The organism is Deinococcus maricopensis DSM 21211 (genome assembly GCF_000186385.1).
Classification (GTDB): Bacteria; Deinococcota; Deinococci; order Deinococcales; family Deinococcaceae; genus Deinococcus_B; species Deinococcus_B maricopensis.
In genome coordinates this window covers 1,134,893-1,159,933 of the sequence record NC_014958.1, presented here as the reverse complement: position 1 = coordinate 1,159,933, position 25,041 = coordinate 1,134,893, and the positions used below count along the sequence as shown (strand labels likewise).

The 25,041-nt window shown below is 71.4% G+C and carries 25 protein-coding genes; 12 read left to right on the top strand and 13 right to left on the bottom strand.

The window, feature by feature from the left end:
• Positions 1 to 44: 44 nt before the first annotated feature.
• From DEIMA_RS05320 to DEIMA_RS05305, 4 genes are all read right to left on the bottom strand, one after another.
• Positions 45 to 1,760 carry a stalk domain-containing protein gene (locus DEIMA_RS05320; protein WP_013556205.1) on the bottom strand — a complete coding sequence of 572 codons (1,716 nt, stop codon included), beginning with the start codon at positions 1,758 to 1,760 and terminating at the stop codon, positions 45 to 47.
• Between the two features lie 95 nt (positions 1,761 to 1,855).
• Positions 1,856 to 3,988 carry a hypothetical protein gene (locus DEIMA_RS05315; protein WP_013556204.1) on the bottom strand — a complete coding sequence of 711 codons (2,133 nt, stop codon included), beginning with the start codon at positions 3,986 to 3,988 and terminating at the stop codon, positions 1,856 to 1,858.
• Between the two features lie 3 nt (positions 3,989 to 3,991).
• A complete protein-coding gene (locus DEIMA_RS05310) occupies positions 3,992 to 4,555 on the bottom strand; it encodes a glycerol-3-phosphate acyltransferase (protein WP_013556203.1) in 564 nt (187 codons plus the stop codon).
• 97 nt (positions 4,556 to 4,652) lie between these two features.
• Positions 4,653 to 5,144, bottom strand: a complete 492-nt coding sequence (locus DEIMA_RS05305) for a hypothetical protein (RefSeq protein WP_013556202.1) — start codon at positions 5,142 to 5,144, stop codon at positions 4,653 to 4,655.
• A gap of 163 nt (positions 5,145 to 5,307) precedes the next feature.
• On the opposite strand from DEIMA_RS05305, the gene DEIMA_RS05300 reads away from it, so the two are divergent.
• From DEIMA_RS05300 to DEIMA_RS05260, 9 genes are all read left to right on the top strand, one after another.
• Positions 5,308 to 6,042, top strand: coding sequence for a HesA/MoeB/ThiF family protein (locus DEIMA_RS05300; RefSeq protein WP_013556201.1), 735 nt, complete (start codon positions 5,308 to 5,310; stop codon positions 6,040 to 6,042).
• 200 nt (positions 6,043 to 6,242) lie between these two features.
• Complete coding sequence (locus DEIMA_RS05295; protein WP_013556200.1) at positions 6,243 to 6,611, top strand: HU family DNA-binding protein; 369 nt, start codon at positions 6,243 to 6,245, stop codon at positions 6,609 to 6,611.
• 226 nt (positions 6,612 to 6,837) lie between these two features.
• The gene (locus DEIMA_RS05290) at positions 6,838 to 7,740 is read left to right on the top strand and encodes an ABC transporter substrate-binding protein (RefSeq protein ID WP_013556199.1); all 903 of its coding nucleotides are present in this window, start codon (positions 6,838 to 6,840) and stop codon (positions 7,738 to 7,740) included.
• Between the two features lie 52 nt (positions 7,741 to 7,792).
• Positions 7,793 to 8,926: an ABC transporter permease gene (locus DEIMA_RS05285; protein ID WP_013556198.1), complete on the top strand. Its 1,134-nt coding sequence runs from the start codon at positions 7,793 to 7,795 to the stop codon at positions 8,924 to 8,926.
• Entirely contained in the window at positions 8,923 to 9,867 is a 945-nt protein-coding gene (locus DEIMA_RS05280; protein ID WP_013556197.1) for an ABC transporter ATP-binding protein, read from the top strand. Before DEIMA_RS05285 ends, DEIMA_RS05280 begins: the two co-directional genes overlap by 4 nt.
• Positions 9,864 to 10,571, top strand: coding sequence for an ABC transporter permease (locus DEIMA_RS05275; RefSeq protein WP_013556196.1), 708 nt, complete (start codon positions 9,864 to 9,866; stop codon positions 10,569 to 10,571). The genes DEIMA_RS05280 and DEIMA_RS05275 overlap by 4 nt, the downstream gene beginning before the upstream one ends.
• A 128-nt stretch (positions 10,572 to 10,699) precedes the next feature.
• Positions 10,700 to 11,545 (top strand): SPFH domain-containing protein, encoded by an 846-nt coding sequence (locus DEIMA_RS05270; protein WP_013556195.1) that lies wholly within the window; start codon positions 10,700 to 10,702, stop codon positions 11,543 to 11,545.
• Positions 11,546 to 11,567: 22 nt separating this feature from the next.
• The gene (locus tag DEIMA_RS05265; RefSeq protein WP_013556194.1) at positions 11,568 to 11,753 is read left to right on the top strand and encodes a type II toxin-antitoxin system antitoxin; all 186 of its coding nucleotides are present in this window, start codon (positions 11,568 to 11,570) and stop codon (positions 11,751 to 11,753) included.
• A gap of 236 nt (positions 11,754 to 11,989) precedes the next feature.
• Positions 11,990 to 12,487 (top strand): CarD family transcriptional regulator, encoded by a 498-nt coding sequence (locus tag DEIMA_RS05260; protein ID WP_013556193.1) that lies wholly within the window; start codon positions 11,990 to 11,992, stop codon positions 12,485 to 12,487.
• A gap of 63 nt (positions 12,488 to 12,550) precedes the next feature.
• On the opposite strand, the gene DEIMA_RS05255 is transcribed toward DEIMA_RS05260, so the two are convergent.
• The 4 genes from DEIMA_RS05255 to DEIMA_RS05240 all read right to left on the bottom strand — a co-directional run bounded on the left by DEIMA_RS05255 (position 12,551) and on the right by DEIMA_RS05240 (position 16,014).
• Positions 12,551 to 12,958, bottom strand: a complete 408-nt coding sequence (locus DEIMA_RS05255) for an acyl-CoA thioesterase (RefSeq protein WP_013556192.1) — start codon at positions 12,956 to 12,958, stop codon at positions 12,551 to 12,553.
• Positions 12,955 to 13,239: a 30S ribosome-binding factor RbfA gene (gene rbfA / locus DEIMA_RS05250; RefSeq protein ID WP_013556191.1), complete on the bottom strand. Its 285-nt coding sequence runs from the start codon at positions 13,237 to 13,239 to the stop codon at positions 12,955 to 12,957. The genes DEIMA_RS05255 and rbfA overlap by 4 nt, the downstream gene beginning before the upstream one ends.
• 73 nt (positions 13,240 to 13,312) lie before the next feature.
• Positions 13,313 to 14,644 (bottom strand): phosphoglucosamine mutase, encoded by a 1,332-nt coding sequence (glmM, locus tag DEIMA_RS05245; RefSeq protein ID WP_013556190.1) that lies wholly within the window; start codon positions 14,642 to 14,644, stop codon positions 13,313 to 13,315.
• A gap of 53 nt (positions 14,645 to 14,697) precedes the next feature.
• The gene (locus DEIMA_RS05240) at positions 14,698 to 16,014 is read right to left on the bottom strand and encodes a replication-associated recombination protein A (protein WP_013556189.1); all 1,317 of its coding nucleotides are present in this window, start codon (positions 16,012 to 16,014) and stop codon (positions 14,698 to 14,700) included.
• A gap of 97 nt (positions 16,015 to 16,111) precedes the next feature.
• Between DEIMA_RS05240 and DEIMA_RS05235 the strand changes: the two genes are divergently transcribed.
• Positions 16,112 to 17,272 (top strand): M48 family metallopeptidase, encoded by a 1,161-nt coding sequence (locus DEIMA_RS05235; protein WP_013556188.1) that lies wholly within the window; start codon positions 16,112 to 16,114, stop codon positions 17,270 to 17,272.
• Positions 17,273 to 17,903: 631 nt separating this feature from the next.
• Here the strand turns inward: DEIMA_RS05235 and DEIMA_RS05230 are convergent.
• From DEIMA_RS05230 to DEIMA_RS05215, 4 genes are all read right to left on the bottom strand, one after another.
• Entirely contained in the window at positions 17,904 to 18,830 is a 927-nt protein-coding gene (locus DEIMA_RS05230; RefSeq protein WP_013556187.1) for a hypothetical protein, read from the bottom strand.
• Positions 18,827 to 19,111: a hypothetical protein gene (locus DEIMA_RS05225; protein ID WP_013556186.1), complete on the bottom strand. Its 285-nt coding sequence runs from the start codon at positions 19,109 to 19,111 to the stop codon at positions 18,827 to 18,829. Before DEIMA_RS05225 ends, DEIMA_RS05230 begins: the two co-directional genes overlap by 4 nt.
• Before the next feature lie 72 nt (positions 19,112 to 19,183).
• The gene (locus tag DEIMA_RS05220; protein ID WP_013556185.1) at positions 19,184 to 19,672 is read right to left on the bottom strand and encodes a hypothetical protein; all 489 of its coding nucleotides are present in this window, start codon (positions 19,670 to 19,672) and stop codon (positions 19,184 to 19,186) included.
• Positions 19,673 to 19,694: 22 nt separating this feature from the next.
• On the bottom strand, positions 19,695 to 20,648 hold the full coding sequence (locus tag DEIMA_RS05215; protein WP_013556184.1) for a hypothetical protein: 954 nt from the start codon (positions 20,646 to 20,648) through the stop codon (positions 19,695 to 19,697).
• Between the two features lie 49 nt (positions 20,649 to 20,697).
• On the opposite strand from DEIMA_RS05215, the gene DEIMA_RS05210 reads away from it, so the two are divergent.
• Positions 20,698 to 21,612, top strand: a complete 915-nt coding sequence (locus tag DEIMA_RS05210; RefSeq protein WP_013556183.1) for a nucleoside hydrolase — start codon at positions 20,698 to 20,700, stop codon at positions 21,610 to 21,612.
• 55 nt (positions 21,613 to 21,667) lie between these two features.
• Positions 21,668 to 22,336, top strand: coding sequence for a class I SAM-dependent methyltransferase (locus DEIMA_RS05205; RefSeq protein ID WP_013556182.1), 669 nt, complete (start codon positions 21,668 to 21,670; stop codon positions 22,334 to 22,336).
• A gap of 3 nt (positions 22,337 to 22,339) precedes the next feature.
• Here the strand turns inward: DEIMA_RS05205 and DEIMA_RS16810 are convergent, their stop codons facing one another.
• Entirely contained in the window at positions 22,340 to 25,012 is a 2,673-nt protein-coding gene (locus DEIMA_RS16810; protein ID WP_052303286.1) for a bifunctional diguanylate cyclase/phosphodiesterase, read from the bottom strand.
• Between the last annotated feature and the right edge of the window lie 29 nt (positions 25,013 to 25,041).

Below are 25,041 nucleotides of genomic sequence, written 5' to 3'. Positions count from 1 at the left end.
CAGGAAGGCCCGCGCCAGCGCGCGGGCCTTCCTGTGGCGGGAGTTCAGGGGTTGTAGGTCTTCTTGAGGGTGCTGCCGAAGGTGCCCGCCGCGCCGGAGCGGTAGAACACCAGGCTGATGGGCAGGTTGCTGCCGCTGGCCGGCACGAAGTCGATGTCCATGCGGTCACTTTGCGTGCGCCACAGCAGCGCGGGCTGGTCGGGGTTGCTGATGATGCCCGCGCGGGGCAGCTTGATGACCTGCTGCAGCGGGCCGTCGGTGATCTGCATGGCGCCGCGGTACAGGCCGCCGCGCGGGCTGAGCGCCACGGCCGTCCCGGCGGCGCCCGTGACCTCCAGGTCGTACAGGACGCCGTAGTTCCCGACGAGGCGTTGCGGCGTGCCGGTGAGGACGTCCGTGCCGAGCGTGGCCGGGTCAATGTTGCCGTCGCCGATGACGAGGCGCGCGGGGAACTGCGTGAGGTTCACGCGCAGGGTCCGCACGGCGTCCGGGAAGGTGCCGCGCTGGTGGCGGCCGTCCGGCGCGAGGTACGGCAGCTGCTGGACGACCTGCTGCGTGGGCGCGAGGCCGTCTTCGAGCATCACGAACGTGAGTTCCACGCGGCCGCTCACGTTGAGGTCCTGCATGACGTTCACGCCGCTGCCGGGGTTCAGGGTGGGGCTGGCGTACGCGGCGGCGGTTTCGCCGGGCTGCAGGACGATCTGGGTGGTGCCGCTGTTCGCGAAGTACTCCAGCAGCGTCACCTGACCGAGCAGGCCTTCGATGCGGGTAGGGGCGGTCTCCCCGAGGCGTTCGCTGCGGAGTTCCACGGGGCGGCTCTCGGTGTTGCGCGCCAGGACGTACAGCCGCGCGGGACGGCGCAGGCCGTTGATGTGGTAGGCGAGAGTGCGGGCGCGGCCCGTAATGCTGTCCTGGTACAGCACGCCGCTCTGCGTGGGCGCTTCGGGGCTGTCGCTGAACAGCAGCGGCGCGGTCGGGCCGGCCGTGACGCTCTGCGGCGCGAGCGCCGGGTAGCGCAGGACGTTCGGGTCGCTGAAGGTGTCACCGGGCTGCGCGTACTTCAGGGCGTACGTGAGCGGCGTGTCCATCGGTGGGCCTTCCACGCGGATGGTGCGGCTGAAGGCGTCGCTGCTGAGGCCGCGGGCGTTCGTGACCTGCAGGGTGACGGTGTACGTGCCGGGCGCGAAGAACGCGTCCTGCCGGCCGAGCCACTTGCGGCTCACGATGTCGGCGCCGTCCGGGTCGAAGGCGTACTCGGTGTACACGACGCGTTCGCCGGGCGCGTACACGGTCTTGTCGGTGCTGAAGCGCGCCTGCGGCGCGAGCGGGTTGCCGCCGCCGCGCAGCGCGGTGAGCGTGAGGGTGCGCCCGTCGTCGCTGAAGCTGACGTTGCCCTGCACGCCGTCCGCGAGGAGTTTCGCGCTGATGTACAGGACGTTGCCGACGTTGGCGACGCTGGCGGGTTGCGGCGCGCCGTTCAGGGCGACGGCGGGTTTGCGGGTGTCGATGATCAGGCGCCCGAGCTGCAGTTGCGGGGGCGCGCCGATGATGTCCTGGTCGAGGAGCTGCGCAACTTCGCGCAGGGGCAGCATGGTGCGCCCGCCGATGATGCGCGGCGGGGCGCTCAGGCGGACGGCGTCGCCGTTGACGTACGCAGCGTTCTGGTCGACGACCGCCACGAGTTGCGCGCTGCCGACGGCAGCGGCGTGGCTGGCGGCGAACATCAGGGTGCTCAGAGCGAGGGCGGGCAGAAAACGCATCGCGCCAGTATAGGGGCGTGAAGCTGATGCGCTTCTGCCCGGAGTGATCACCGGACGTTCATGGTCCCTGAAGGGACGACGGCCCGGCGCGCGGGTCAGGGTGTGCGGACGGCGCGGCGTCGGCGCCGCGCGAGGCGCAGTTCGTCGCCGACCACCAGCAGGGTGTTCAGGCTGTACGTGAGCAGCAGCGTGGCGGTCAGGGCGGCGCGCGCGGCGGGCGTCGTGAGGTCCAGCAGGTACGGGAGGTGCACCCAGCCGCCCTGCACGAGGAGCCCCACGACGGTGGTCGCCCAGGTGAGGAGCAGCACCATGCCCCACGCGCCGTCGAGGAAGGCCGTGCCGGGCAGCAGCACGGCGAGCACGCGGAACAGCGCGGGGCGGTCCGCGCCGGGTGCGAGCGGCAGGCGCGGCAGCAGCAGCCACAGCAGGGACACGAACGTGACGAGCAGCAGCAGCGCCGCCCACGCCCACTGGAGGACGCGTGGCAGGCCGGTGGGGAGCCGCGTGAGGTACGTCCACGGGTTCGAGAACACCTGCGTGAGTTCCCCGCCGAGCGCGCCGTCCACGGCGGCGTACGTGTCGCGCAGGCTGGGGTAGCACAGGCGGGGCGTGTCGGGGCGGTACGTGCGCTGGAAGGCGGCCTCGTACCCGGCGGGGTTAAGGCCGAGGTTGTACGCGGGGGCGCTCAGGTCGGGGTTGCTGGTGAGAGCGTCGCGGTAGGCGCTGCGCGCGCCGGGCGCGTCGCCGACGCCCTGCGAGAGCACCCCGAGGTTGTTCTGCGCGCAGGCGTTGGGAAGCGCGGCGCTGTACTGCTCGCGGGCGGTGCTGACCTCCCCGTCGAGCTGCGCGGCGAGGCCGCGCAGGAGGTGCACCTCGCGGCTGCTCGGGTCGAGGTTCAGGCGGTCGAGGCCGTCGTAGAAGTACGCGCCGCCGTACGTACCGAAGTTCAGCGGGGCGGCGTCGGCGCGGACGTACGTGCGGCTCGCCCACGTCCAGGTGCCGAGCGCGAACACCAGGCCGATCAGCAGGGCGTTCATGACGAGCTTCTCGCCGAAGCCGGTGTAGCTGATCAGGGTGCGCCGCGCGCGGGACAGGGGGTGCAGCGCCCAGCTGCGCCAGCGCCCGCCGAGCGTGCGGGTGTCGCGCGTCTGGGTGGGCCAGCCGCGCGCGCCGAGCGTGAGGTACGCGGCGATTATGGCGATCAGCAGCGCGCCGGCGAGGGTGCGGGCGGCATCGCGTACGGCGAGGGGGGCGTCGGGGCCGAGGTTGTAGAGGCTGCCGCGCGCGAGTTCGCGCGTGAAGGTGCGCCACTCGTTCGCTTCGCCCGCTCGGTCCTGCGCATCGAGGAGGTTGGCGTAGTGCGTGTAGACGCCGACGTACCCCTCGAAGCGGGGGGTGGTGTCGCGCAGGTAGCGGAGCCACGCGTCGGCGCGTTGCAGGCGGTTCTGGGCAAGCAGGGTGCGGAGGTACCCGAGGGGGTTGCCGTAGGCGCGCAGGGCGTCGGCGTTGACGGGCACGGCCGGGTCGAAGCCGCGCGCGGCGTAGTCCTCGCGGGCGTGGCGCAGGGCGGTGTCGGCGGCGAAAGGCAGGCCGAGCGCGTCGAGCCGCTGGGCGAGCTGCACGCTGGCGTAGAAGGGCACGGTGGCGCTGATGGCGCGGGTGGCGGCGGCGGCGGTGACGCTGTCCTGCCCAGCGGCGTCGGCGGCGCGCGCGACGTCGACGTGCAGAAAGGGGTTGGTGGGGTCGGCGTCGGCGCGGCGTTGCAGGTCGGCCAGGCGGGTGGGGGCGCGTGGGTCAGGCTGGGGGGTGTCCTGTGCGGCGCGGGCGAGCCAGCCGGTGACGTCCGGGTCGGGCGGCAGGACGACGCGTTCGCGAACCGCGCCGTCCGCGACGGTGTACGTTTCGGTGGTGGTGCCGCGCTGCACCGTGACGGAGAGGGTGCCGCTGCTGGTGTCGAGCGCGATGACGGGGGCCGGCAGGTCGAGGCGGGTGCGGACGTCGCCGGTGGGCCCGAACGCGTAGAGTTCCGGGCCGATGCCCACCCACGTGAGGTCCGCGTCGGTGACGGGGTCGCTGATGGGGCCGAGCGTGGCGGGGAACGTGCGGGTCCAGAGGGTGGTGTCGCCGTCGCGAGCGGTGAGGGTGCGGTCCTGCACGCGCGCTTCGGCGTGGGCGTGCGGGATGAGCAGCAGGGCGGCGAGGGCGAGCGGCAGGGCGGTGTGGCGCACGGTTCAGGCCTTGCGGGGGTTCAGGAGGAGGTGGGCGGCGCGCAGCAGCATGGCGCCGCCGCCGGCGAGCAGGTCGGCGGTGCCGCCGTAACGCGCGGCGAACAGCAGGCCGGTGGGGACAGCCACGGCCGCGGCGACGGGCACGACGTTCAGGCGGACGGTGCGTTGCAGCAGCCACTTGTACGGCACCATGACGAGCAGCGCCACCAGAAGCGTGAGGCCGAGCGTGGCGGGCGCGGCGATCAGGAGCGCGCCGAGCAGCGGGGCGATGCCGCCGCCGCCGTTCAGGCGGAAGTACGCGGGGTAGCAGTGGCCGAGCACGACGAACAGCGTGGCGACCCAGGTGGCGTCGGGGGTGAGGGCGCGGGCGATCAGGACGGCCACGGCGCCCTTGAGGATGTCGAGAGCGCTGACGAGCACGGCGGCGCCCGGGCCGTACTGGCGGTAGATGCCGCTCCCGCCGGGGAGGTCGCGGTCGCGCACGTCGTGACCGCGCGCGCGGGAGTACAGGATGCCTGCGCTCAGCGACCCGATCAGGTACGCGACGGCGGCGACGAGGAGCGTCATGCGGGCATTCTAGCGGGGAGGCGTGCCGGGCGGCGTTCGCTCCTGGCAGGGCGCGTCCCCGCCGCATGGGGGCGCGGCGGGGACGTGGGCGTGGGGGTCAGAGGGTGGTGTTGCAGCTACTGGAGACGTTCGCGTTCTTGGTGTTGATTTCGAGTTTGTGGGTGCCGTAGTTGTACCTGAAGTCGGCGTACACCATGTTCTGGGCGGTGGTGTCGTTTATCGACCACATCAGGAGCTGGCCGGTCTTGCTGGCGCCGTAGGTGAAGGTGGTGTTGCTGCCGGGCGTGAACGTGAAGGTGCTGGCCGGGCTGGTGTAAGCGATGCTGGCGCCGTTGCCGATGGTGAGGGTGCAGGCCTCCCCGCTCAAGGTTGTGCCGACCACTTTGCCATTCATGCAGCCGAGCGCGGCGGTGTCCTGGGTGCCGCCGGAGTCGGGGCAGCCGAGCAGCGTCGCGTGGGTGATGGTGCTGCCGTTGCCGGGCGTGGGGGTGGGCGCGGTCCCGCCCGTGCCGGGGGTCGGGGCGGTGCCGCTGCACGCGGTCAGGCCGAGCAGCAGGGTGGCGAGCAGGGTGGGTCGGATGTGGTTCATGTGGGGTCCTCCTGGGGCAATGGGGGCCGCGTCACGTGCGGGGGCGCGTGGCGTGCAGGTGGTGCGGGGTTGTGGCGTTGGGCCGACGCGTTCAATTGTGTGCAGGAGCTGCTTGCAACGGAAGTGGAGGTTGCAAGCAGTCGCCTGGCGTACAGTGGCGCGCATGAGTGGCGGTGTGGAGGGCGGGGCGCTGAGCCGCGCGGAGGTGTCGAGGTACAGTCGGCAGTTGCTGGTGCCGGAGTTCGCGGACGCGCAGGGGCGCCTGCGCGCCGCGCGGGTGCTGGTGGTCGGTGCGGGCGGTCTGGGGTGCCCGGTGGTGCAGTACCTGGCAGGGGCGGGGGTGGGCACCCTCCTGATCGCGGATGGGGATACGGTGAGCGTGTCGAACCTGCACCGGCAGACGCTGTACATGACGGCGGACGTGGGACGTGCGAAGGCGGAGGTGGCGGCGGCGCGCGCGCAGGCGGTCAATCCGTTCGTGCGGGCGCAGGCGCGACCCGCGGTGACAGCCCAGAACGTGACGGCGCTGCTGGCGGAGGCGGACGTGGTGGTGGACGCTACGGACAATTTCGAGGCGCGGTACCTGCTGGCGGATGCGTGCGTGGCCGCCGGGCGCGCGTGGGTGTGGGGCGCGGCGGGCGGGACGGAGGGCATGGCGAGCGTGTTCGGGCCGCAGGTGGGGCTGCGGGACGTGTTCCCTTCGGCCGCGGGGGCGGAGTCGTGTGAGTTGATCGGGGTGGTGGGGCCACTGTTGGGGGTGGTGGGCGGCATGATGGCGCTGGAGGCGTTGAAGCTGGTGGCGGGGCTACCGCCGGGGTTGGCAGGGGTGCTGTGGACGGTGGACGCCCTTTCGGGTCGGACACGGCAGTTGCGGCTGACACGGGAAAAAGAGCGTTGACTCATGTTCTGCTCAGAGTTTTTTGCTGTCCTGGTGCTGATTTTTGAGTTTTTTGCGGCTTTTTCCGGGTCGAATTGTTGAGGTCGAAGTGGCCTGGAGTTCGGCTCAGTGCGCAAAAACCCGTTCACATCTGCCAAATCGTGTGTTATAGTCCGTTTGAGCCAAAAAACTGCTCAAATCCCACCTTTGGAGGACGAAACATGGCCAAGAGCACCAAGTCCGCCGCCAAGGCGCCTGCGAAAGCGGCCGCCAAGGCCCCTGCGCAGAGCGAAGCGACCGCCGCGCGTGGCAGCGACAAGATCGCCAAAACCCAGATCATCGATCTGGTGGCGGATCAGACCAGCCTGAACAAGAAGCAGGCGGCCGAAGCCGTCGCCACGATGCTGGACGTGGTCGTTGAGGCGCTGCGCGACGGCAAGAGCGTCGGCCTGCCCGGCCTAGGGACGTTCAGCGTCGCCAAGACCGCGGCCCGCACCGGCGTGAAGCCCGGCACCAGCGAGCGCATCACGATCCCCGCGGGCAAGAAGGTCCGCTTCAAGGTCGCGAGCACCCTCAAGACCAACCTGTAAGCGGGCGCCGCCGCATGGCGGTTGTGCCCGGCGCGGCCAGACTGGCGTGCCTGCACGCCAACCCCTTCCAGGGGTGGGATAGGGCCAGCGTCCACGGGAGCACCCCATGCGGGGTGCTCCTGCTTCTTTTTGCACTCTCTGAACCCTGCTTAAGAGAATGCTCATACTGTGGAGTCCCGCACACGTGCGCGGGCACGGCGTCAGTAGGGTGGCGTCTGGAGGTCTCATGAACCGACTGCTCTTCCTCACGCTCGCGGTCACGACGAGCGCCGCCCTTGCCAAGCCGATCGTGGTCGCGAGCAAGCTCGACCCGGAAGCGCAACTGCTCGGCCAGATGATCCTGCTGACCCTACGCGACGCCGGCCTCGACGTGACCGACAAGACGGGCCTCGGCGATACCGGCGTGGCCCGCAAGGCCATCCTGTCCGGCGAGATCGACGTGTACCCCGAGTACACCGGCAACGCCGTGTACCTGTTCCCCGACGCGAAGATCAACCTGGCGAGCAGCCGCAACCCGCGCGGCATCTACGCCCTCGCCAAGAAGTACGACGCGAAAAACGGCATCACGTGGCTGCAACCGGCGAACGTGAACAACACCTGGGCGCTCGCCCTGCCGGCCAAATTCGCGCAGGCGAACAAACTCAGCACGTACGCGGACCTCGCGGCGTACCTGAAGCGCGGCGGCACCCTGAAGGTCGCGGGCAGCCCGGAGTTCTTCAACCGCCCGGACGCGTTCAAGCTGTTCGAGCGGACGTACGGTTTCACGCTCACCAGCGCGCAGAAGCTCACGCTGGCCGGGGCCACGCCGCTGCAGACGCAGCAGGCCGCGGCGAGCGGGCAGAGCGGCGTGAACGCCGCCATGGCCTACGGCACCGACGGGACCATCAGCGCCCTGAACCTGATCACCCTCAAGGACCCGAAGAACGCGCAGCCGGTGTACCAGCCGGCACCGATCATCCGCACGGACGTCCTGAAGGCCAACCCGAAAATCGAGGGGCTGCTGAACAAGGCGTTCGGCACGCTCGATCAGACGACCATTCAGCGTCTGAATGCGCAGATCGCCGTGGAGGGCCGCAGTGCCCGCGACGTGGCCAGCGCGTACCTCAAGAGCAAAGGGCTGCTGAAGTGACGCGGGGGCGGGGGCCGCACCGCCCGCCCCCGCCCCGCACGACGAGGGCCGCGTGAAGGGCGCCCGCGCGGACGGGCGCCTGCTGCTGCTGGCGGCGCTCGTACTGCTGGCCGGCGCGCTCCTCCCGTGGGTGGGATTGCGCCCGAACCGTATTGCCGCGCCGGAATTCCAGAGCCTCTCCCCTGTCCTGCGTGCGGCGGCAGTGGCGCTCGCTGCGCTCGTGGCGGCGTCCGGGGTGCGCCCGGCGTGGGCGTGGTTGCCCGGGACGACCTCGCTGGTTGGCGGGGTGGCCGCCCTGGGGGCGTTGACGAGCGCGGCCGTGGCGAACGCCGGGCCGCTGGCGCGCGCGAGCGCGAGCAGTGGCGTGTGGGTGTGGCTGCTGGGCGCGGCGGTGGCGCTGTACGCTGCGCACGCCGGCGCACGTGGCCGCGCCCGCTGGCTGGTCTGGGTGTGGGCGCTGCCCGTCCTGGCCCTGCTGCTCGGCGGGCACCTCGGCGCGTGGAGCGTGCTGGTGGAGGGCCGCACCGAGGGCGAACGCTGGACGGCGGAGGTCGCGCAGCACGCGCGTCTGGTGCTGACGGCGCTCGGCGTGGCGCTGCTGCTGGGCGGGCCGCTGGCCGTATGGGCGGGCACCTCGTCTGCGCGGGGCGGCGCGGTGCTGGGCGTGGCAGGCGCGCTGCAGACCGTGCCGAGCCTCGCGCTGCTGGGCCTGCTGATCGCGCCGCTCGCGTGGCTCGCCGCGCACGTCCCGGCCCTGCGCGCTGCCGGCGTGAGCGGCATCGGCGTGGCGCCCGCGCTGGTCGCGCTGACGCTGTACGCGCTGCTGCCGGTGCTGCGCAACGGCGTGGTGGCGCTGCGGGGCGTGGACGTGGGCGCGCTGGACGCCGCGCGCGGCATGGGCATGACGCCCGCGCAGGTGTTCTGGCGGGTGCAGCTGCCGCTCGCGCTGCCGGTGTGGCTGGCCGGCGTGCGGCAGGCGACGGTGCTGCTGGTGGGCGTGGCGAGCGTCGCGGCGCTGATCGGCGCGGGCGGCCTGGGCGTGTACATCTTCCGGGGCCTGCAGGGCGGCGCGGCGGACCTGATCCTGCTGGGCGCCGTGCCCGCGGCGTTGCTGGCAGTGCTCGCGGACGCGGCGCTGCGCGGCGTGGAGCGCCTGCTCGCCGGGCGCATGAGGAGCGAGACATGATCGAACTGCAAGGCCTGGAAAAGCGGTACGGGGCGCAGCTCGCCGTGGCGGACCTGACGGTGACCTTCCCGGCCGGGCAGATCACGGCCCTGCTGGGTCCGTCCGGGTGCGGCAAGACGACGACGCTGCGCATGATCAACCGCCTGATCGAGCCGACCGGCGGTTCCGTGCGGGTGGACGGTCAGGACGTGCGCGCGGTGCGTCCGGAGGTGCTGCGGCGCGGCATCGGGTACGTGATCCAGCGCATCGGGCTGTTCCCGCACCTGTCGGTCGCGCGGAACATCGCGACGGTGCCGGAACTGCTCGGCTGGCCGCGCGCGCGCGTGCGCGCCCGCGTGGACGAACTGCTGGACCTCGTGGGCCTGGAACCGGGCGTGTACCGCGACAAGCGCCCGGCGGAACTGTCGGGCGGACAGGCGCAGCGCGTCGGGGTGGCGCGGGCGCTCGCGGCGGACCCGCCGGTGCTGCTGATGGACGAACCGTTCGGTGCACTCGACCCGATTGCGCGCGCGGCGTTGCAGGCGAAGGTCGTGGAGATTCAGCGGCGGCTGCACAAGACGGTCGTGATGGTCACGCACGACATCAACGAGGCGCTGGTGATGGCGGACATGATCGCGTTGATGAACGCGGGGCGACTGGAGCAGTTCGGCACGCCGGACGACCTCGTGCGGCGCCCGGCGTCGGCGTTCGTGGCGCAGTTCATGGGGGAGGACGCGGCGCTGGAGCAGCTGGGCGGCGTCCTCGCGGCGAATGTCGCGCGGCCTGGGGACGCGGCGGGCCTGCCGGTGCTGCCGGCGGGCGCGGACGCGCGGGCCGCGCTCGCGCTGATGCTGCGGCACGGCACGGACGCGGTGGCGGTAGAGGGCGGGGCGGGCGTCGTGCAGTTCCGGGACCTGATGCGTGACCCGCGCGCGTCGACGGGCGTGGAGCGCGGCGCGTGAGGTCCCGCGCGTGGCCGGTGGCGCTGTGGGGCGCGCTGCTGGCCGTGAGCCTGGTGCCGGGGCTGCTGCCGCGTCTGCTGGCGCCCCTTGCGGGCGGCACGCCGCCGACGCTGGCGAAGCCGTTGTGGGCGCTGACGCTCGATCACCTGGGGCTGGTGCTGCTGGCGGAGGTGGTGGTGCTGCTGCTGGCGGTGCCGCTCACGGTGTTCGTGACGCGGGAACGCAACGGCGCGTTCCTGGGGCTCACGGAGACACTGGTGGGCCTGGGGCAGACGGTGCCGACCCTGGCGATCCTGGCGTTGGCGGTGCCGACGCTGGGGTTCGGGGTGGCGCCGACGCTGCTGGGGCTGACGCTGTACGGGCTGGTGCCGGTGGTGTCGAACGGCGTGGCGGGGCTGCGGGGCGTGGACACGGGCGCGCTGGACGCCGCGCGCGGCATGGGCATGAGCGGCTGGCAGCGGCTGACCCGCGTGGAGGTGCCGCTGGCGTTGCCGGTGTGGCTGGCCGGCGTGCGGACGAGTGTCGTGTACAACGTGGGTACGGCGACGGTGGGGGCGGCGCTCGGGGCGGGTGGGCTGGGGTCGCCGATCATCAATGGGCTGTCGGAGCAGAACACGGCCCTGGTGCTGGTGGGGGCGGTGGCGGCGGCGCTGTTGGCGCTCACGCTGGACGCGCTGTTGGGGTTGCTGGTGCCGGCGCAGTAACCGCAGGGCCAGGCGGCGCAGGAGGTTTCTCATGGGAACTTCCTGCGCCGCCGCCACGTAACGTGTATTGCGACACACGTGATATCACCACGATGTCACGTCCGTTCAGGTCGCCGGAGGTACCCCCTATGCAATCCAAGGAACGTCAATCGCTGTCCCTGCCCGGCCCCCTTATGTTCCTCGTCATGCTCGCCCTGCTCGCCGTGGGCGGCTGGCTCATCACCCGCGAAACCGCGCTGTTCCTTGTGCCGCTCGTGCTCGCCTTCCTGATCCTGTGCGGCTTCTTCATCATCCAGCCGAACCAGGCGACCGTCATTACGCTGTTCGGACGCTACGTCGGCAGCGAACGCAAGAACGGCTGGTTCTGGACGAACCCGTTCACCAGCCGCCGCCGCCTCAGCCTGCGCATCCGCAACTTCAACAGCGAACGCCTCAAGGTCAACGACCAGAACGGCAACCCCATCGAAATTGCCGCCGTGATCGTCTGGCGCGTCGTGGACACCGCCCGCGCCAGCTTCGACGTCGAGGACTACACGCAGTTCGTCGGCATCCAGGCCGAAACGGCCCTGCGGCACCTCGCCGCGCAGTACCCCTACGACCACTACGACACCACCGGCCTGAGCCTGCGCGGCAACCCCGACGAGGTCGCCGAATCGCTCGCTAAGGAACTCGCCACGCGCCTCCGCCACGCCGGCGTCGAGGTGCTCGAAGCGCGCCTCTCGCACCTCGCGTACGCCCCCGAGATCGCCGGTGCGATGCTGCAGCGCCAGCAGGCATCCGCCATCGTCGCCGCCCGCCAAACCATCGTCGAGGGCGCCGTCGGCATGGTCGACCAGGCGCTGCGCATGCTCAGCGAACAGGACATCGTCGAACTCGACGAGGAACGCAAGGCGCAGATGGTCAGCAACCTCCTCGTCGTCCTCACCAGCGAACGCGGCACGCAACCCGTCGTGAACGCCGGCAGCCTATACTGAGCGGCGCAGGCAGGACCGCCGCGTGAAACGCAAAAGCTACCCCCTGCGCCTGCACCCGGACGTGTACGCCGCCCTGGAACGCTGGGCAAACGAGGAGTTCCGCAGCGTGAACGCCCAGATCGAATTCCTGCTCGCCGACGCGCTGCGCCGCCAGGGCCGCCTCCGGGACGCAGTGCCCACCGGGGATGAGAGCACCGACCAATCTTAAGAAATTTCTCTCATGAGAACGGCGTACACTCCATGTATGCGCGGAGTGAACGTCACACCAGGGAATTCACCCCGACGCGCCACGTCCGTGGCCCTCGCCCGCGTGGCGAACACCACGAATCAACGGTGACTCCTGACCGGCCCAGCCTCCTGCTGGGCCGGTTTGCTGTGCGCACCGTACTGCCGGCCAGACCGAACAGGCCCGAACGCGGGCCGAACGCACATGAGGGGGAAAGCATGAAGAAATTCAGCAAGGGTGACCGCGTTGTTCTTCCGCCGTACGGCATTGGCGTCGTGAGCGGCACTTGCACCAGACCCGTAGCAGGCACACCACACGCGTACTACCAGGTGGAGTTCCCGAACACCACCTCACGCGCCTTCGTCCCCGTCGACGCCCCCATGACCGCCGGCATGCGCCCCGCCCTCACCGGCGAGGACATGCCCGCCCTGCTGGAACGCCTGCAGGAAGGCCAGCTGAACCTGCCCCGCCAGTGGGCCGCGCGCCACCGCAAAGTCACCGAGATCCTCGTGAGCGGCGACCCGTTCGAACTCGCCACGCTCGCGTGCGAACTGCGCCGCTGGAACGTCGAGCGCGGCCTGCCCGACCTGGACCGCCAGGCGTACCGCCGCGCCCTGAAACTCCTCAACCAGGAAGTCCACGACCTCAACGAAAACGACGCCTTCCACGTGCGCAGCCTGCTCGACACCGCCTGGAACGAAGAGCACCTCAACTGACCCAAGAGGTGAGCGCGGCCCCGAGAGTCTCGGGGCCGCGCTCACCCCTTCCGGGCATGCGCTTCAGCCGCGCAGCAGCGCGAGAACGTCCTCGGGAATGCTGGCGACGCGGTACTGCTTGTCGGTCGGCGTATGCACCGTGCGGCCCGCGGCGATCAGGGTGACGCTGCCGTCCGCCTCGGTGCGCGTCAGGTCATACGCGAAGATCAGGCGGCGGCTGCGCACCTCCTCCACCCGCGTGCGCAGCGTCAGGGCGTCATCGTACCGGGCCGCGCGGCGGTACTGCACGCCCAGGTCGGAGAGCATCAGGTAGAACCCGCGCGCCTCCACCTCGGTGTACGGCAACCCCAGCGCGCGCATCAGGTCCGTGCGGCCCACCTCGAACCACACCGGGTAGTTCGCGTGGTGCGCCACGCCCATCGCGTCCGTCTCGGCGTACCGAACGTGCAGGGTGGTGGTGTGCTCGGTCATAGACGGCGTTCGTTCGCGTCGAAGAACTCCAGCATGGGCGTTCGGCGCAGGTTCATCGCGCGCGCCACCTCACGCTGCAGGTGGCCGCGCGCGTTCACGAGGGCGTCCAGCAGCGCGCCGATATCACCGATGGTGCTGACGTACGCACGGGCGATACTGTAATCCGACGTGACCGACACGCGCTCGACGGTGACGATCAGGGGCACGCGCGGGTCGCGGAGTTCCGCGATGGCGTCGGACAGGACGCGCGTCATCTGCGCTTCGATCTGTTTGGGTTTCATGGGTGGCCGCCTTCCTGCGGTGCGTGCCCGGCCCCGCGCGGAGCCGGGCCGGGAGTGAAGCGTGACGTGCGGGTCAGGCGCGCGCGAGGTTCGTCTGCAGCAACGCCGCGATGCCCTGCGCGACCTCGTGGATCTCCTGCGCGTCCGGGCCTTCCACCATGACGCGCACGAGGTTCTCGGTGCCGCTGGGGCGCAGGTTCACGCGGCCCCGCCCGGCGAGGCGTTCCTCGGCGGCACGCACGGCGGCCTGCACGTCCGGGGCCTGCACGGCCGCACGCTTGTCCTGCACGCGGACGTTCACGAGCGTCTGCGGGAACATCTCGAGGTCGTCGTACAGCTCATCCAGGGTGGTGCCGAGCGTGCGCATGGACGCCAGGGACAGCAGGGCCGTGAGGACGCCGTCGCCGGTGGGCGACACGTCGAGGAACAGCATGTGGCCACTCTGCTCACCGCCGAGGTGCAGGCCGCGCTCGTGCAGGCGCTCGTGGACGTAGCGGTCGCCGACGTTCGTGCGTTCGAGCGTGATGCCGGCCTGCTGGAGTTTCACTTCCAGGGCCATGTTGCTCATGATGGTCGTGGCGACGCCCCGCTCGCCGCGCGCGCGCGCGTTCAGGAGCAGCAGGTGGTCACCGTGCACGACGTTGCCGCGCCGGTCCACGAACAGGCAGCGGTCCGCGTCACCGTCGAACGCGACACCCAGGTCGAAATCGCCGCTCCGCACGATGCCCTGCAGGCGCTCCAGGTGCGTGCTGCCGCAGTCGCGGTTGATGTTGCGGCCGTCAGGGTTCGTGAACACCGCGAACAGGTCCGCGCCGGCCGCCTGGAAGACTTTCGGGCCGACGCGGTACGCCGCGCCGTTCGCGCAGTCCATGGCGATGCGTACCCCCGCGAGGTCCGGCGCGTGCGTCACGAGGTACTGCACGTACAGGCGTTCCGCCTCGGTGTAATCCGTGACGCCGCCCAGGTCCACGCCGGTCACGGGCGGAAGCGACTCCACCGCGTCGATGGCCCGCTCGATTTCCGCTTCGAGCGCGTCGCTGAGCTTCCCGCCACTCCGCCCGAAGAACTTGATGCCGTTGTCCTGGTACGGGTTGTGGCTGGCGCTGATCACGACCCCCGCGTCCGCACCCAGGTGGCGCGTCAGGTAGCTCACGCCGGGCGTGGGCAGCACGCCCACGTGAATCACGTCCACGCCGCGCGAGGTGAGGCCCGCTGCGAGGGCCGCTTCAAGCATGTCGCCGCTCTGGCGCGTATCCTTGCCGATCACGACTTTCGCGCGGGCGTTGTCCCGTTTGAGGACCTCGCCGGCGGCCGCGCCGAGCTTGAACACCCAGGCGCCCGTCAGCGGGAACTCGCCGGCGACGGCACGCACGCCGTCCGTGCCGAAATACTTCCGTTCCGTCATACCCCGCATGATACGCGGACTGTCAAAACGCACCCAGTTGAGTGAAGGGCGCGTCAGCTTGGCGTGTCCGCGTCGCTTGGCGCGGCGGGCTCGTCGGGCAGCGCCTCGCCGTGCGCCGCCTGGAGTTTGCGCCACCGTTCGCGCACGCGCGCCTCCCAGCCCTCGCCGGTCGGGGCGTACAGGTGCAGGTGCACGCCGTCCGGCAGGTACGCCTGCTCGAAGCTCCCCTCCGGGTCGTCGAAGTAGTACGCGTATCCCTTCCCGTACCCTTGCTGACGCATCAGCGCCGTGGGAGCGTTCCGGAGGTGCACGGGTACCGGCAGCGTCTCCCCTTCACGCACGGCGCGGAGCACGTTCCCCCACGCGGTATACACGCTGTTGCTTTTCGGCGCGAGCGCCAGGTACACGACCGCCTGCGCGAGCGCCAGGTCCCCCTCCGGGCTGCCGAGGAACTCTACGGCGTCGCGCGCGGCAATGGCGAGCCGCAGGGCCTGCGGGTCCGCTAGGCCGATGTCCTCGGACGCCATACGCACCACGCGCCGCGCCACGTACCCGGTGTCCGCGCCGCCCTCGACCATGCGCGCCAGCCAGTACAGCGACGCGTCCACGTGACTGCCGCGCACACTCTTGTGCAGCGCGCTGATCAGGTTGTAGAAGTCCTCGCCGTTCTTGTCCATGGCGGGCAGGTGCCGCCCGAACGCCTCGGTGATCGCCTCGGGCGTGACGGGGTCCGCAAGGGTGCTGGCCACCTCCAGCGTGCTCAGTGCGCGCCGCGCGTCACCGTCCGCGAGGCGCGCCAGCAGGTCGAGCGCTTCGGGCTGCGCCGTGACGCCGGGCAGGCCGCGCTCGTCCGCGAGGGCGCGCTCTAGCAGGCCGCGGATGTCCTCGGGCGTGAGCGCTTCGAGCACCAGCGTCCGCGCGCGGGACCGCAAGGCCGGGTTCACCTCGAAACTGGGGTTCTCGGTCGTCGCGCCGATCAACGTGAGCAGGCCGGACTCCACGTGCGGCAGTAGCGCGTCCTGCTGCGCCTTGTTGAACCGGTGAATCTCATCCAGGAACAGCAGGGTGCGTCGGCCCCGGCCACGCTCGCGCTCCGCCTCCCCCACCGCCTCGCGGATGTCCTTCACGCCGGCCGACACGGCACTCAGCGCAATGAAGTGCGCGTCGACCGCCCGGGCGAGCAGGCGCGCAAGCGTGGTCTTGCCCACGCCCGGCGGGCCCCACAGGATCAGGCTGCCCAGCCGACCGGACGCGAGCGTGCGCGTGAGCGGCCGCCCCGGCCCGAGCAGGTGCCGTTGCCCGACGACTTCCTCGATGGTGCGGGGCCGCAGGCGCTCTGCCAGGGGGGCGGGCGGCTCGAACAGCGTCATGCGGGCAGTGTAGCGAGCGCGCCCGGGCGGGAACGTCCGTCTCGGGAAAACCGGAAAGTCGCCCTCATGCTCTTCACATTTGCTCTACGCTGCAGCCGTGAGCCACGCTGCCCCGTCTCCCCTCGAACGCACCCTGCAACACCTCGCGGACCGCGAAGCCGCACGCGTCCGCGACGAATTCGTGCGGGGTGAATTCGAACACCGCTCCCCACGCCTCTGGCTCGCCGACCTCATCGTGTACGCCGTGCTCACGCTGTACCTCACCTCGGTCCTCGTCGGACTGCTCCTCGCCGCCGGCGTCCTCGGCGCCTTCGACTGGAACGGCATGGCCCGCCTCTGGGCGGCCATTGCCGCCACGGTCCTGCTGGGCAGCGCCTGGATGACCCGCCCACGCTTCAACCACCCCGCCGGGCAGGTCATCACCGACGCCACCCACCCGGAAACCCTCCGCGTCATCCGCGACGTCGCCAAGCTCCTCGGCGCGCCCCTTCCACAGACCGTACTGCTCACCGCCGACTACAACGCGTTCGTGACGCGCGCGGGCTTCCCGTCACGCCGCGTACTGGGCCTGGGCATCCCCCTGCTGTACGCCCTGTCCCCCCAGGAGCGCGTGGCACTGATCGCCCATGAACTCGCGCACGAAGTCAACGGCGACCCCGCGCGCAGCCAGCTACTCGCACGCGCCCTCCATGCCCTCACCGTGACGTACGCCGTCCTGCACCCCCCCACCACTGCCCATCCTGGCCCCCTGGAACTGCTGGCCGCCCTCCTGATGCGCGCCCTGTCCCTCGCCCCAATGGGGGTCCTGTGGGCCCTGTACAGCCTGCTGGGCGAAGACCGTCAGCGCGCGGAGTTCCGGGCGGACCTGCTGGCCGCCCGCGCCAGCGGTACCCCCGAGATGCTCAGCCTGTTGAACCGCCTGCACGTCTCCGAACTGTTCGACTACGCCCTCCACAAGCAGAAACGCGCACCAGAGCGCGAGAACGCCTTCGAGGAATTCAAGCACCAGCTGGAGCACGCCAGCCCCGCCACGCTGGAAGGCATCCGCATCCGCATCGAGGAACACCGCCTACGTCTGGACGACTCGCACCCCCCCACCACCGACCGGGTGCGCGTCGTCGCCGCGCACCCGACAGCCGCCCAGTACCTCCTCCCGGAGGACGTCGCTGCGCGCATGGTGCAAGAACTGCAACCGCACCTCAAGGACGCCGAGCGCGCCGCCAGCATCGCCTACGAGGAACACCTCAACGGCTACTAGAGCGTGCGCTCATAGGCGGGTGGCTGCCTCAGGCACTGGTTTCCCAAACAAAGGCTCCTCTGCCCGGAGGACACCAGCTCAGGACTCGGCCGTTCTGGGGGTCAACAATGACAGCGTGACGTTCCCGCAAGCTTCGTGTAAGTCGTCCAACCGGCCCCGTCAACGACGTTAGTGGGGGCGCATGCGCCCCCACTGTTTTGGTCCCTTCTCGACATCCTCAACGTGCTTGGTCAAGGCCTACAGCCTGCTACGGATGTTGTTCGTCCGCCGGATACGAATGCCATCGCCGCGGGCACGCCCCCCTCGCTCCCCGGTGAACGGCCCGCGATCCATTCGTCATCGCCCCCGCGCACAGTGCCTGATTCGCCACGGCCAGTAGGCACTTGCAGCGCGAACGAGAAACTCCTCCGTACCGTCACACAGCACTGCGGGCTAGAGTTCGAGCGGCTCAGCACACAGGTGCGCCTATCTCCAGGCAGGTGCTGCGGCACGCCATGGACGTCGCCATGCGCCGCACCAGGCAGTTCGGCGCCGCTCTCACTCATAGATCTGAAGTGGTGCGGAGGCGCCCCCGTGTGGGGGTGTCTACAACGACGCCTCCGGCAACTTTGCCGGAGGCGTCGTTGGTCGGTTATTTGTCGAGGCGCAGGCCCGTCGGTGCGTCCATGGGCACTTCCGCTTGAGGGCGGGCGTCGAAGGCGGCCGCGACGTTGAGCGCGAGCGTCCGTGACCACAGGACCAGCAGGAACTGCAGGACGTACATCAGGACGCTGAACACAGCGCTTGGGAGCGTGACCAGCAGGGGGACGCTTTCGCTGTCGGACGTGGACGGCAGGAAGCTCCCGGCGATGCCGGCGAGGCTGCCGAACAGTTGTGAGACGAGGCCCAGGCCGACGAGGACCAGCAGGAACACGAACCAGTTGCCGACGGTGGTGGCGGCGGGCATGACGGCGACGGGCGCACCGAGGGCGCGGTCCGTGGCGGCATTCAGGTAGCGGCGGATGCTGGCGAGGATCAGCCAGTTCAGGATGACGCTGGGCACCGCGAACAGCAGGATGGCGATGAGCACGAAGAAAGTCACCAGGCCGCTGCTGACGCCGTTGGTGAGGTCGCTGGCGCCGGCGATGGCGCTGATGAGGGTACCGCCGCCGAGCACGGCCAGGAGGACGAGGGCGAGCGTGACGACGCTGAGCCACTGGTAGAAGGTGATCCAGCGGCCCAGCGTGCCGCGGAGGACCTGCAAGTGCGGGTCGGCGGGCGCGCCGAGGGCGGCGTCGCGGATGCGTGCGTGCCAGCCTTTCGCCCAGCCGATGACGAGCAGGGACAGGATGAACAGCGCGGCGTAGGCGACGGCGAGCAGCAGGAAGGGCACGGTGAGCGCGCCGAGGACGGCGCGCTCGGAGGCGTCGAGGCCGAGGCCGCCGACGCCGACGCCCATGACCCCGACGAACAGCAGGGCGAGCACTGCCAGGCCGCCGAAGAAGCCCTGGAGAATCTGGTAGGCGGTGAGGCCGCCGATGAGTTGCCGCGTGGTGCGGGCAATGGTTTCCGTGTTCATGCGTTCCTATCCAAGCACGTTCGGGGTGGCGGTGAGGGCAGAGTTGCCGGTGGAGCGCTGGGGGGGTGCGCGTCGAGCGCCTGGGCGGGGCTGAGCAGGAGCTGGCGGGCCCACAGGATGATCAGGAAGTTCGTCACGACGGCCAGCAGGCCAACGCCCGCGCCGAGGGTGCCTGGCGCGGCTGAGCCCTGCATCAGGTTGCCCAGTACGGCGAACCCGGCACGCATAAGGCGCAGACCCAGCAGGATTAGCAGGGCCATGAACCACTGGCTGAGGGGCATGAGCAGGACCTGACTGCCGAAGACGCGATCGGTGGCGACGTTGAGGTAGCGTTTCAGGCTGCCGAGCAGGAATCAGTTCAGGACGGCGCCAATGCCGCCGGCCACCAGGGCGGTGCTGGTCATGATGAGGGTCATGACGCCGGCGCCGGCCGCCTGCTGACTGTCCAGAGCGTGCAGGCTGGTGGCGAGCCAGCCGCCGCCGAGGGCGGAGCCCATGACCAGCAGCGCCGCGAGGGCCACGCCGAGCCGCTGCAGGAAGGGAAGCCAGCGGTCCAGCGTGAGCCGCAGGGGGCTGAGTTGCGGGTCGGTGGGCAGGCCGAGCGCGGTTTCGGTGAGGCGGGCGATCCAGCCTTTGGCCCAGCCGCTGAGGATCAACGCCAGGACGGTTGCGGCGGCGTACAGCCCGCTGAGGACCAGCAGCAGAACGTCCGGTCCGGGGGCACCGGCGAGGGTGGTGGTGCCTGCAGCGAGCAGGCCGAAGACGCCGAGGACGTTGACGCAGCCCAGCAGGACCTGCCCGGTGGTCAGGGCGCCGATCAGGGTGCGGGAGGTGGGGGCCATGGAATCATCATTCATCGAACTCTCATTCAAGTATTTTGGGGGCGACGGCGCCGAAATTGACCGGTGTGGGCGCGTAATGGTCTGCGACGGTCGCCACGGCGAGCGCGAAGCCACGCGACCACAGCAGCAGCAGGAACAGCAGCACCATCCAGGCGAGGCTGAGCAGCACGGTCGCGCCCAGGATGAGCGTCACGGCCAGGGTGCCGGCGCCCTCGAGGGTTTCGTTCATGGCGAGCGGCACGAACGGTACGAAGGCGAGCATGGGCAGGATCGACAGCGCGCTGAGCCCCACCAGGACCAGCAGCACGATGAACCAGGTGCTCACGGCGTTCGCGGCGGGCGTGGCGAGCGCCGCGCCCCGGTGCAGAGCGCGGTTGGTGACAGTGTCCATCCAGCGGCGGACGCTGCCAAGCACCAGCCAGTTGATGATGGCAGCCGGCGCGTACGACGCGAGCGCCGTGAACAGCCAGAACAGCGTGAACGCGGCGGACTCCCCGGCGGTGAAGTCGAAGTCCGGGTCGAGGCGCATCAGGAACGGGGCGGCCACGGTGATGAGCACGAGCAGCGCCATGTACCCCCACTGGCCGAACGCGAGCCACGCGGCGAGGGTGCGGCGCAGCGTGTCGAGCCGCGCACCGTCCACGGGCTGCCCGAGCGCCCACTCGCGCAGGCGCGTGAGGTACTCGCGGGTCCAGCCGATCACCCACCACAGCAGCGCGGCCTGCAGGAACATCAGCGCGGCGGTGCCGACGAGCAGCAGCAGTTCGGGCCCGACCAGTGTCCCCTGCAGGCGCAGCGCCCAGGCCACGCCGACGGGAATGAGGACGCCGAACACGCCGCAGGCCAGCACCCCGGCGATCCGGCTGATGTTCAGCCACCGCGTGAGCTGACGCCCGTTGGCGTGCACGGCGGCGCGCGTGCTGACGAGGTCGGGCGGCGGGGGCTGGTACGTCGGGGGGGTGACGGTCGCGTCCATGCGGGCATTCTGACAGCGCGCGCGGTGCGGCGGGGGCGTAAACTCCGGCATGCCGCGATCCATCCTGCTCGACTGCGACCCCGGTCATGACGACGCCATTGCCCTGCTGACGGCGCTGGGCAGCCCGGACCTGCACGTGCTGGCCGTGACGGTCACGCACGGGAACGCCCCGCTGGAGCGCACGCTGCACAACGCGCGCGCGCTCGTGGAACTGGCGGGCGCGTCGACGCCCGTGTACGCGGGCGCGACGCGTCCGCTGCAGCGTGAGCCCCTGTACGCGCCGCACATTCACGGGGAGAGCGGCGTGGGGAACGTGCGCCTGCCCGAGCCGGTCCGTCCAGTCGCGTCGGGCGTGGCGGCGCAGGCCATCGTGGACGCAGCGCGCGCCGCACCGGGCGAGGTGACGCTTGTGGCGACCGGGCCGCTCACGAACGTGGCCCTCGCGCTGCAGCTCGCGCCGGACCTGCCGGACCTGCTGGCGGGGACGGTCATCATGGGCGGCGGCCTGGAGCGCGGGAACGCCTCGGCATACGCGGAGTTCAACTTCCTCGCGGACCCGCACGCGGCCCGGGCGGTGCTGAATGCGGGCCTGAACCCGACGCTGTTCCCGCTGAACGTGACGCATCAGGTGCGCGTGACGCGGGCGCGGGAAGCGCAGGTGCGCGCGGTCGGGACGGTCGCGGCGCGCACGTCCGCGGCGTTCCTCGACGATTACCTGACGCGGCTGGAAGCCCGGGACGTGGGGGAGCGCGCCGCGCTGCACGACCCGTGCACGGTCGTGTCGCTGCTCCAGCCGGACGCGTTCGGCGTGGAGGCGCGGCGCGTGGACGTCGTGGACGAGGACGTGGACGCCATCGGGCAGCTGGTGGAGCGGCCGGGCGAGCCGAACGCGCGCGTGGCGCTCCGCGCAAGCGAAGACGCCGTGTACGCCGTGATCTGCGAGCGGCTCGGGCGTCTCGCCTGACGTGTCGTGGGCGGGGGTGGCGGATGCGGGCGCTCGCGCGGTGTACGCTGCGCGGATGAGCGCGCTCACCCCTCACTCGCGTGAATGGTACGCGGCGCTGGCCGCGCGGACGGGCGGGTACGTGCACCCGTGGCGGCAGACGCTCGCCGGGCCGAGCGGCGAGGCGCTGTTCGACGCGCTGCTGGAGCCCCTGCTCACGCCGGACACCCGCGTGCTGGAGGCGGGGTGCGGGCACGGCGTGGACGCCGCGCGGTTCGCGCCGCGCGTGGCGCACTGGACCGGGTACGATTTCACGCCCGCGTCGCTGGTGCGGGCGCAGCGTGACGTGCCGGGCGCGACGTTTGTGGAGTGGGATTCGTCGTCGGCGCCGATCCCGGCAGGGCTGCGCGGGCCTTTTGACCTGATCGTGTCGCGGCGCGGACCGACAAGCGTCATTCCGCACCTGCGGACGCTGGCGGCGCCGGGCGCGCGCGTGTTGGGCGTTCATGCGGGCGGTGAGGCGGTGGCGGCCCGCATCGCCGGGCGGCTGGCGCTGGCGGGCCTGGAGGTGGCGACGGGGTGGAGCGTGCGGGTCCGCGGGCATCTGCCGACGTTCCAGGACGCGCGCCTGCACACGGAGTTCAACGGCGGCACGCTCACCGAAGCCGAGTGGGCGGCGCGGGTCACGGCGGACGGCCTGCCGTTCATGGAAGAGCGGTACGTCTGGCTGGCGCGTCTGCCCTGAGCGTCAGGGGCCGGCGGTGGGCTCGGCGGTGTGCAGTTCGAACGCCGTGCGGAACGCCGTTTCGGGGTGCGGTGTGGGGCGCGCGAACAGGTACCCCTGCGCGAACGTCGCGCCGAGGTCCCGCAGGAGGGCGGCCTGTTCAGGCGTTTCGACGCCTTCCGCGACGGATTCCAGGCCCAGGCGCCGCGCGAGGGTGATGACGGTGTCCACGATGCCGCGCGCCTGCGGGGTGCGGGCGAGGTCCCGCACGAACGACTGGTCGACTTTCAGCGCGTGAATGGGCAGCTGGTGCAGGTAGCTGAGGCTGCTGTACCCCGTGCCGAAGTCGTCCACGGCGACGCGCACGCCGAGCGCTGCGAGGTCCCGCAGGTGCGCGCTCGTGGCCGCCATGTCGCGCATCAGCAGCGACTCGGTCACTTCGAGTTCCAGGGCGCTGGCGGGCAGGCCCGCGCCGTGCAGAGCGGTCTGCACGACCTCCGGGAAGTCCGCCTGGGCGAACTGGCGGGCGCTGACGTTCACGGCCACGCGCACGGGCAGGCCGCTGGCGTGCCACGCGGCGGCCTGCTGCGTGGCGTGCGTGAGCACCCACTGTCCGAGCGGCAGGATCAGGCCGCTGTCCTCAGCGACCGGAATGATCGCGGCGGGCGACACGGCGCCCAGGGTCGGGTGCGTCCAGCGCAGCAGCGCCTCGGCGGCAGTGGCGCGGCCCGTGCGGAAGTCCACCTGCGGCTGGTACGCGAGGTGGAGGGTGCCGGCGTCGGGGTCCCCCTGCAGGGCGGCGCGCAGGGCACTTTCGAGGCGCAGGCGGTGCAGGGCGGCGTCGTGGGCGCTGGGGGCGTACGCGGCGTGGCCGTTCTTGCCGTCGTGCTTGGCGGTGTACATGGCGAGGTCGGCGGTGCGCAGGAGCTCCTCGGGGGTGCGGGCGTCCTGCGGGAACAGGCTGATGCCGACGCTGGCGGTCGTCACGAACTGCTGCTCGCCGAGCGTGATGGGCGCGCGCAGCACGTCGAGCAGGCGGCTGGTGAACACGCTCGCCTGATCGGGCGCGCTGAGGCCTTCGAGGACGATCACGAATTCGTCGCCGCCGAGACGGGCGATGTGGTCGCTGGAGCGCACGACGCCGCGCAGGCGCTCGGCGATGACGCGCAGGAACGCGTCGCCGGCCGCGTGGCCGAGCGTGTCGTTGAGGCGCTTGAAGCGGTCCAGGTCGAGGAGCAGCACGGCGACGCCCGTGCCCTCGCGGTCAGCGCGTGCGAGCGCCCCCTCGATGAGCGTGAGCAGGTGCCGGCGGTTCGGGAGGCCGGTGAGGGGGTCGTGCGTGGCCTGATGCGTGAGCTGCGTCTGCAGGGTCACGCGTTCGAGCGCGAGGCCGTACAGGCCGGCGAGGTCGGCGGCGGCGTCGCGGGCCTGTTCGGGGCGGGTGGGCGTGGTGGGCCAGCGGATCGTGAGGGCGCCCCGGCCGCCCGGCACGGGGACACTCAGGGTGCGCTCGTCGTCCGGGATGACTGCGGGGGGGTGCGGCCGCTGACCGGGCGGGGGCGTCTCGCCGGTGAGGGTGACCTGCGCGTCCGGCCAGCGGGCGCGGGCGGCGGCGGCGACGGCGTCCGCGATGCGCTGCGGCGGCGCGCCGTTCGCGATGACTTCCAGCGCGAGCTGCCGGGCGGCGTCCGCGCGGCGCTCCCCGGCGAGGCGGTCCAGCAGGGCGTTGAGGGCCGCGCCGAGCGCGCTGAGCTCGTCGTGGCCGCCGACGTTCAGGCGCGCGCGGGTGTCCTGGAAGTCCAGGTCGTCCACGAAGCGGCGGTACCGGCTGAGCGGCGCGAACAGCGTGCGTTCCAGGTACGCGAGGCCGAGCCCGCCGAAGATCAGCGCGAGGACGCTCAGGCCTGCGAGGGTCCAGCGGGCGGCCATGACGCCCTGCTCGTGCACGTCGCCGGACAGGCGGACGTGCACCTCGACGCTCGGCTGGCCGTACACGTCCGTGAGGGTGGCGCGGCTGAGCAGGCTGCCGTCCGGCTGGCGTATTACGGGCGGGTGCGCGCCTGCTGGGGCGTTCAGGACGAGGCTGACGTTCAGGCGCGTGGTGTGCTGCAGGGCGCGCGGGTCAATGAGGCGCCCGATCAGGACGCGGCCGGCGGCCCGGCCGCCGCCCTCGCTGGTGTAGACCGGCTGCTGCGCGAGCAGCAGCGCCCCGGCCGGCGTGACGATCAGCGTCGCGCCGCCGCGGCGCTGCAGGGTGGGCAGCGCGCGGCGCACGGCGTCCGGCAGGGCGGGCGTGGTGAGGCCGCCGTGGATCCAGCGGCCGACGAGCAGGCGTCCGTCCGCGCCGAGGTACGCGATGAAGTTCACGTGCAGGCCCGCCAGGGCGGACGCGCTGAAGTTCTCGGTTTCGAACTCCCGGTGCCGGGCGGGCGCGCGGACGTAGGCGTACGCGTCGTCCCAGCTGCCCCAGTCGAAGCTCAGCGCGTCGAGGGCGTTCTGCTCGGCGCGGACAGCCAGCAGGACGCGTTCGGTGTTGAGGCGCGCGCGGTCGCGTTCGTAGGTGTCGAACCAGCGGGCGATGACGGCGGACAGCAGCGCGCCGAGCAGCACCAGGAAGGCGAGCAGCAGCGCCGCCGTGATGAGGACCACGCGGCTGCGAACGCCGGTGGTCCATGTGCGCGCTCGGCCTGGGCTCACGCCCGCATGCTAGCGGTGCGGGTCTGACG

Excerpts from the sequence above, each read along its gene's own strand:
- DEIMA_RS05320 (WP_013556205.1), bottom strand. The coding sequence starts at position 1,760 with ATGCGTTTTCTGCCCGCCCTCGCTCTGAGCACCCTGATGTTCGCCGCC.
- DEIMA_RS05310 (WP_013556203.1), bottom strand. The coding sequence starts at position 4,555 with ATGACGCTCCTCGTCGCCGCCGTCGCGTACCTGATCGGGTCGCTGAGC.
- DEIMA_RS05305 (WP_013556202.1), bottom strand. The coding sequence starts at position 5,144 with ATGAACCACATCCGACCCACCCTGCTCGCCACCCTGCTGCTCGGCCTG.
- DEIMA_RS05300 (WP_013556201.1), top strand. The coding sequence starts at position 5,308 with ATGAGTGGCGGTGTGGAGGGCGGGGCGCTGAGCCGCGCGGAGGTGTCG.
- DEIMA_RS05295 (WP_013556200.1), top strand. The coding sequence starts at position 6,243 with ATGGCCAAGAGCACCAAGTCCGCCGCCAAGGCGCCTGCGAAAGCGGCC.
- DEIMA_RS05290 (WP_013556199.1), top strand. The coding sequence starts at position 6,838 with ATGAACCGACTGCTCTTCCTCACGCTCGCGGTCACGACGAGCGCCGCC.
- DEIMA_RS05280 (WP_013556197.1), top strand. The coding sequence starts at position 8,923 with ATGATCGAACTGCAAGGCCTGGAAAAGCGGTACGGGGCGCAGCTCGCC.
- DEIMA_RS05270 (WP_013556195.1), top strand. The coding sequence starts at position 10,700 with ATGCAATCCAAGGAACGTCAATCGCTGTCCCTGCCCGGCCCCCTTATG.
- DEIMA_RS05260 (WP_013556193.1), top strand. The coding sequence starts at position 11,990 with ATGAAGAAATTCAGCAAGGGTGACCGCGTTGTTCTTCCGCCGTACGGC.
- DEIMA_RS05255 (WP_013556192.1), bottom strand. The coding sequence starts at position 12,958 with ATGACCGAGCACACCACCACCCTGCACGTTCGGTACGCCGAGACGGAC.
- rbfA (WP_013556191.1), bottom strand. The coding sequence starts at position 13,239 with ATGAAACCCAAACAGATCGAAGCGCAGATGACGCGCGTCCTGTCCGAC.
- glmM (WP_013556190.1), bottom strand. The coding sequence starts at position 14,644 with ATGACGGAACGGAAGTATTTCGGCACGGACGGCGTGCGTGCCGTCGCC.
- DEIMA_RS05240 (WP_013556189.1), bottom strand. The coding sequence starts at position 16,014 with ATGACGCTGTTCGAGCCGCCCGCCCCCCTGGCAGAGCGCCTGCGGCCC.
- DEIMA_RS05230 (WP_013556187.1), bottom strand. The coding sequence starts at position 18,830 with ATGAACACGGAAACCATTGCCCGCACCACGCGGCAACTCATCGGCGGC.
- DEIMA_RS05225 (WP_013556186.1), bottom strand. The coding sequence starts at position 19,111 with ATGCCCCTCAGCCAGTGGTTCATGGCCCTGCTAATCCTGCTGGGTCTG.
- DEIMA_RS05220 (WP_013556185.1), bottom strand. The coding sequence starts at position 19,672 with ATGGCCCCCACCTCCCGCACCCTGATCGGCGCCCTGACCACCGGGCAG.
- DEIMA_RS05215 (WP_013556184.1), bottom strand. The coding sequence starts at position 20,648 with ATGGACGCGACCGTCACCCCCCCGACGTACCAGCCCCCGCCGCCCGAC.
- DEIMA_RS05210 (WP_013556183.1), top strand. The coding sequence starts at position 20,698 with ATGCCGCGATCCATCCTGCTCGACTGCGACCCCGGTCATGACGACGCC.
- DEIMA_RS05205 (WP_013556182.1), top strand. The coding sequence starts at position 21,668 with ATGAGCGCGCTCACCCCTCACTCGCGTGAATGGTACGCGGCGCTGGCC.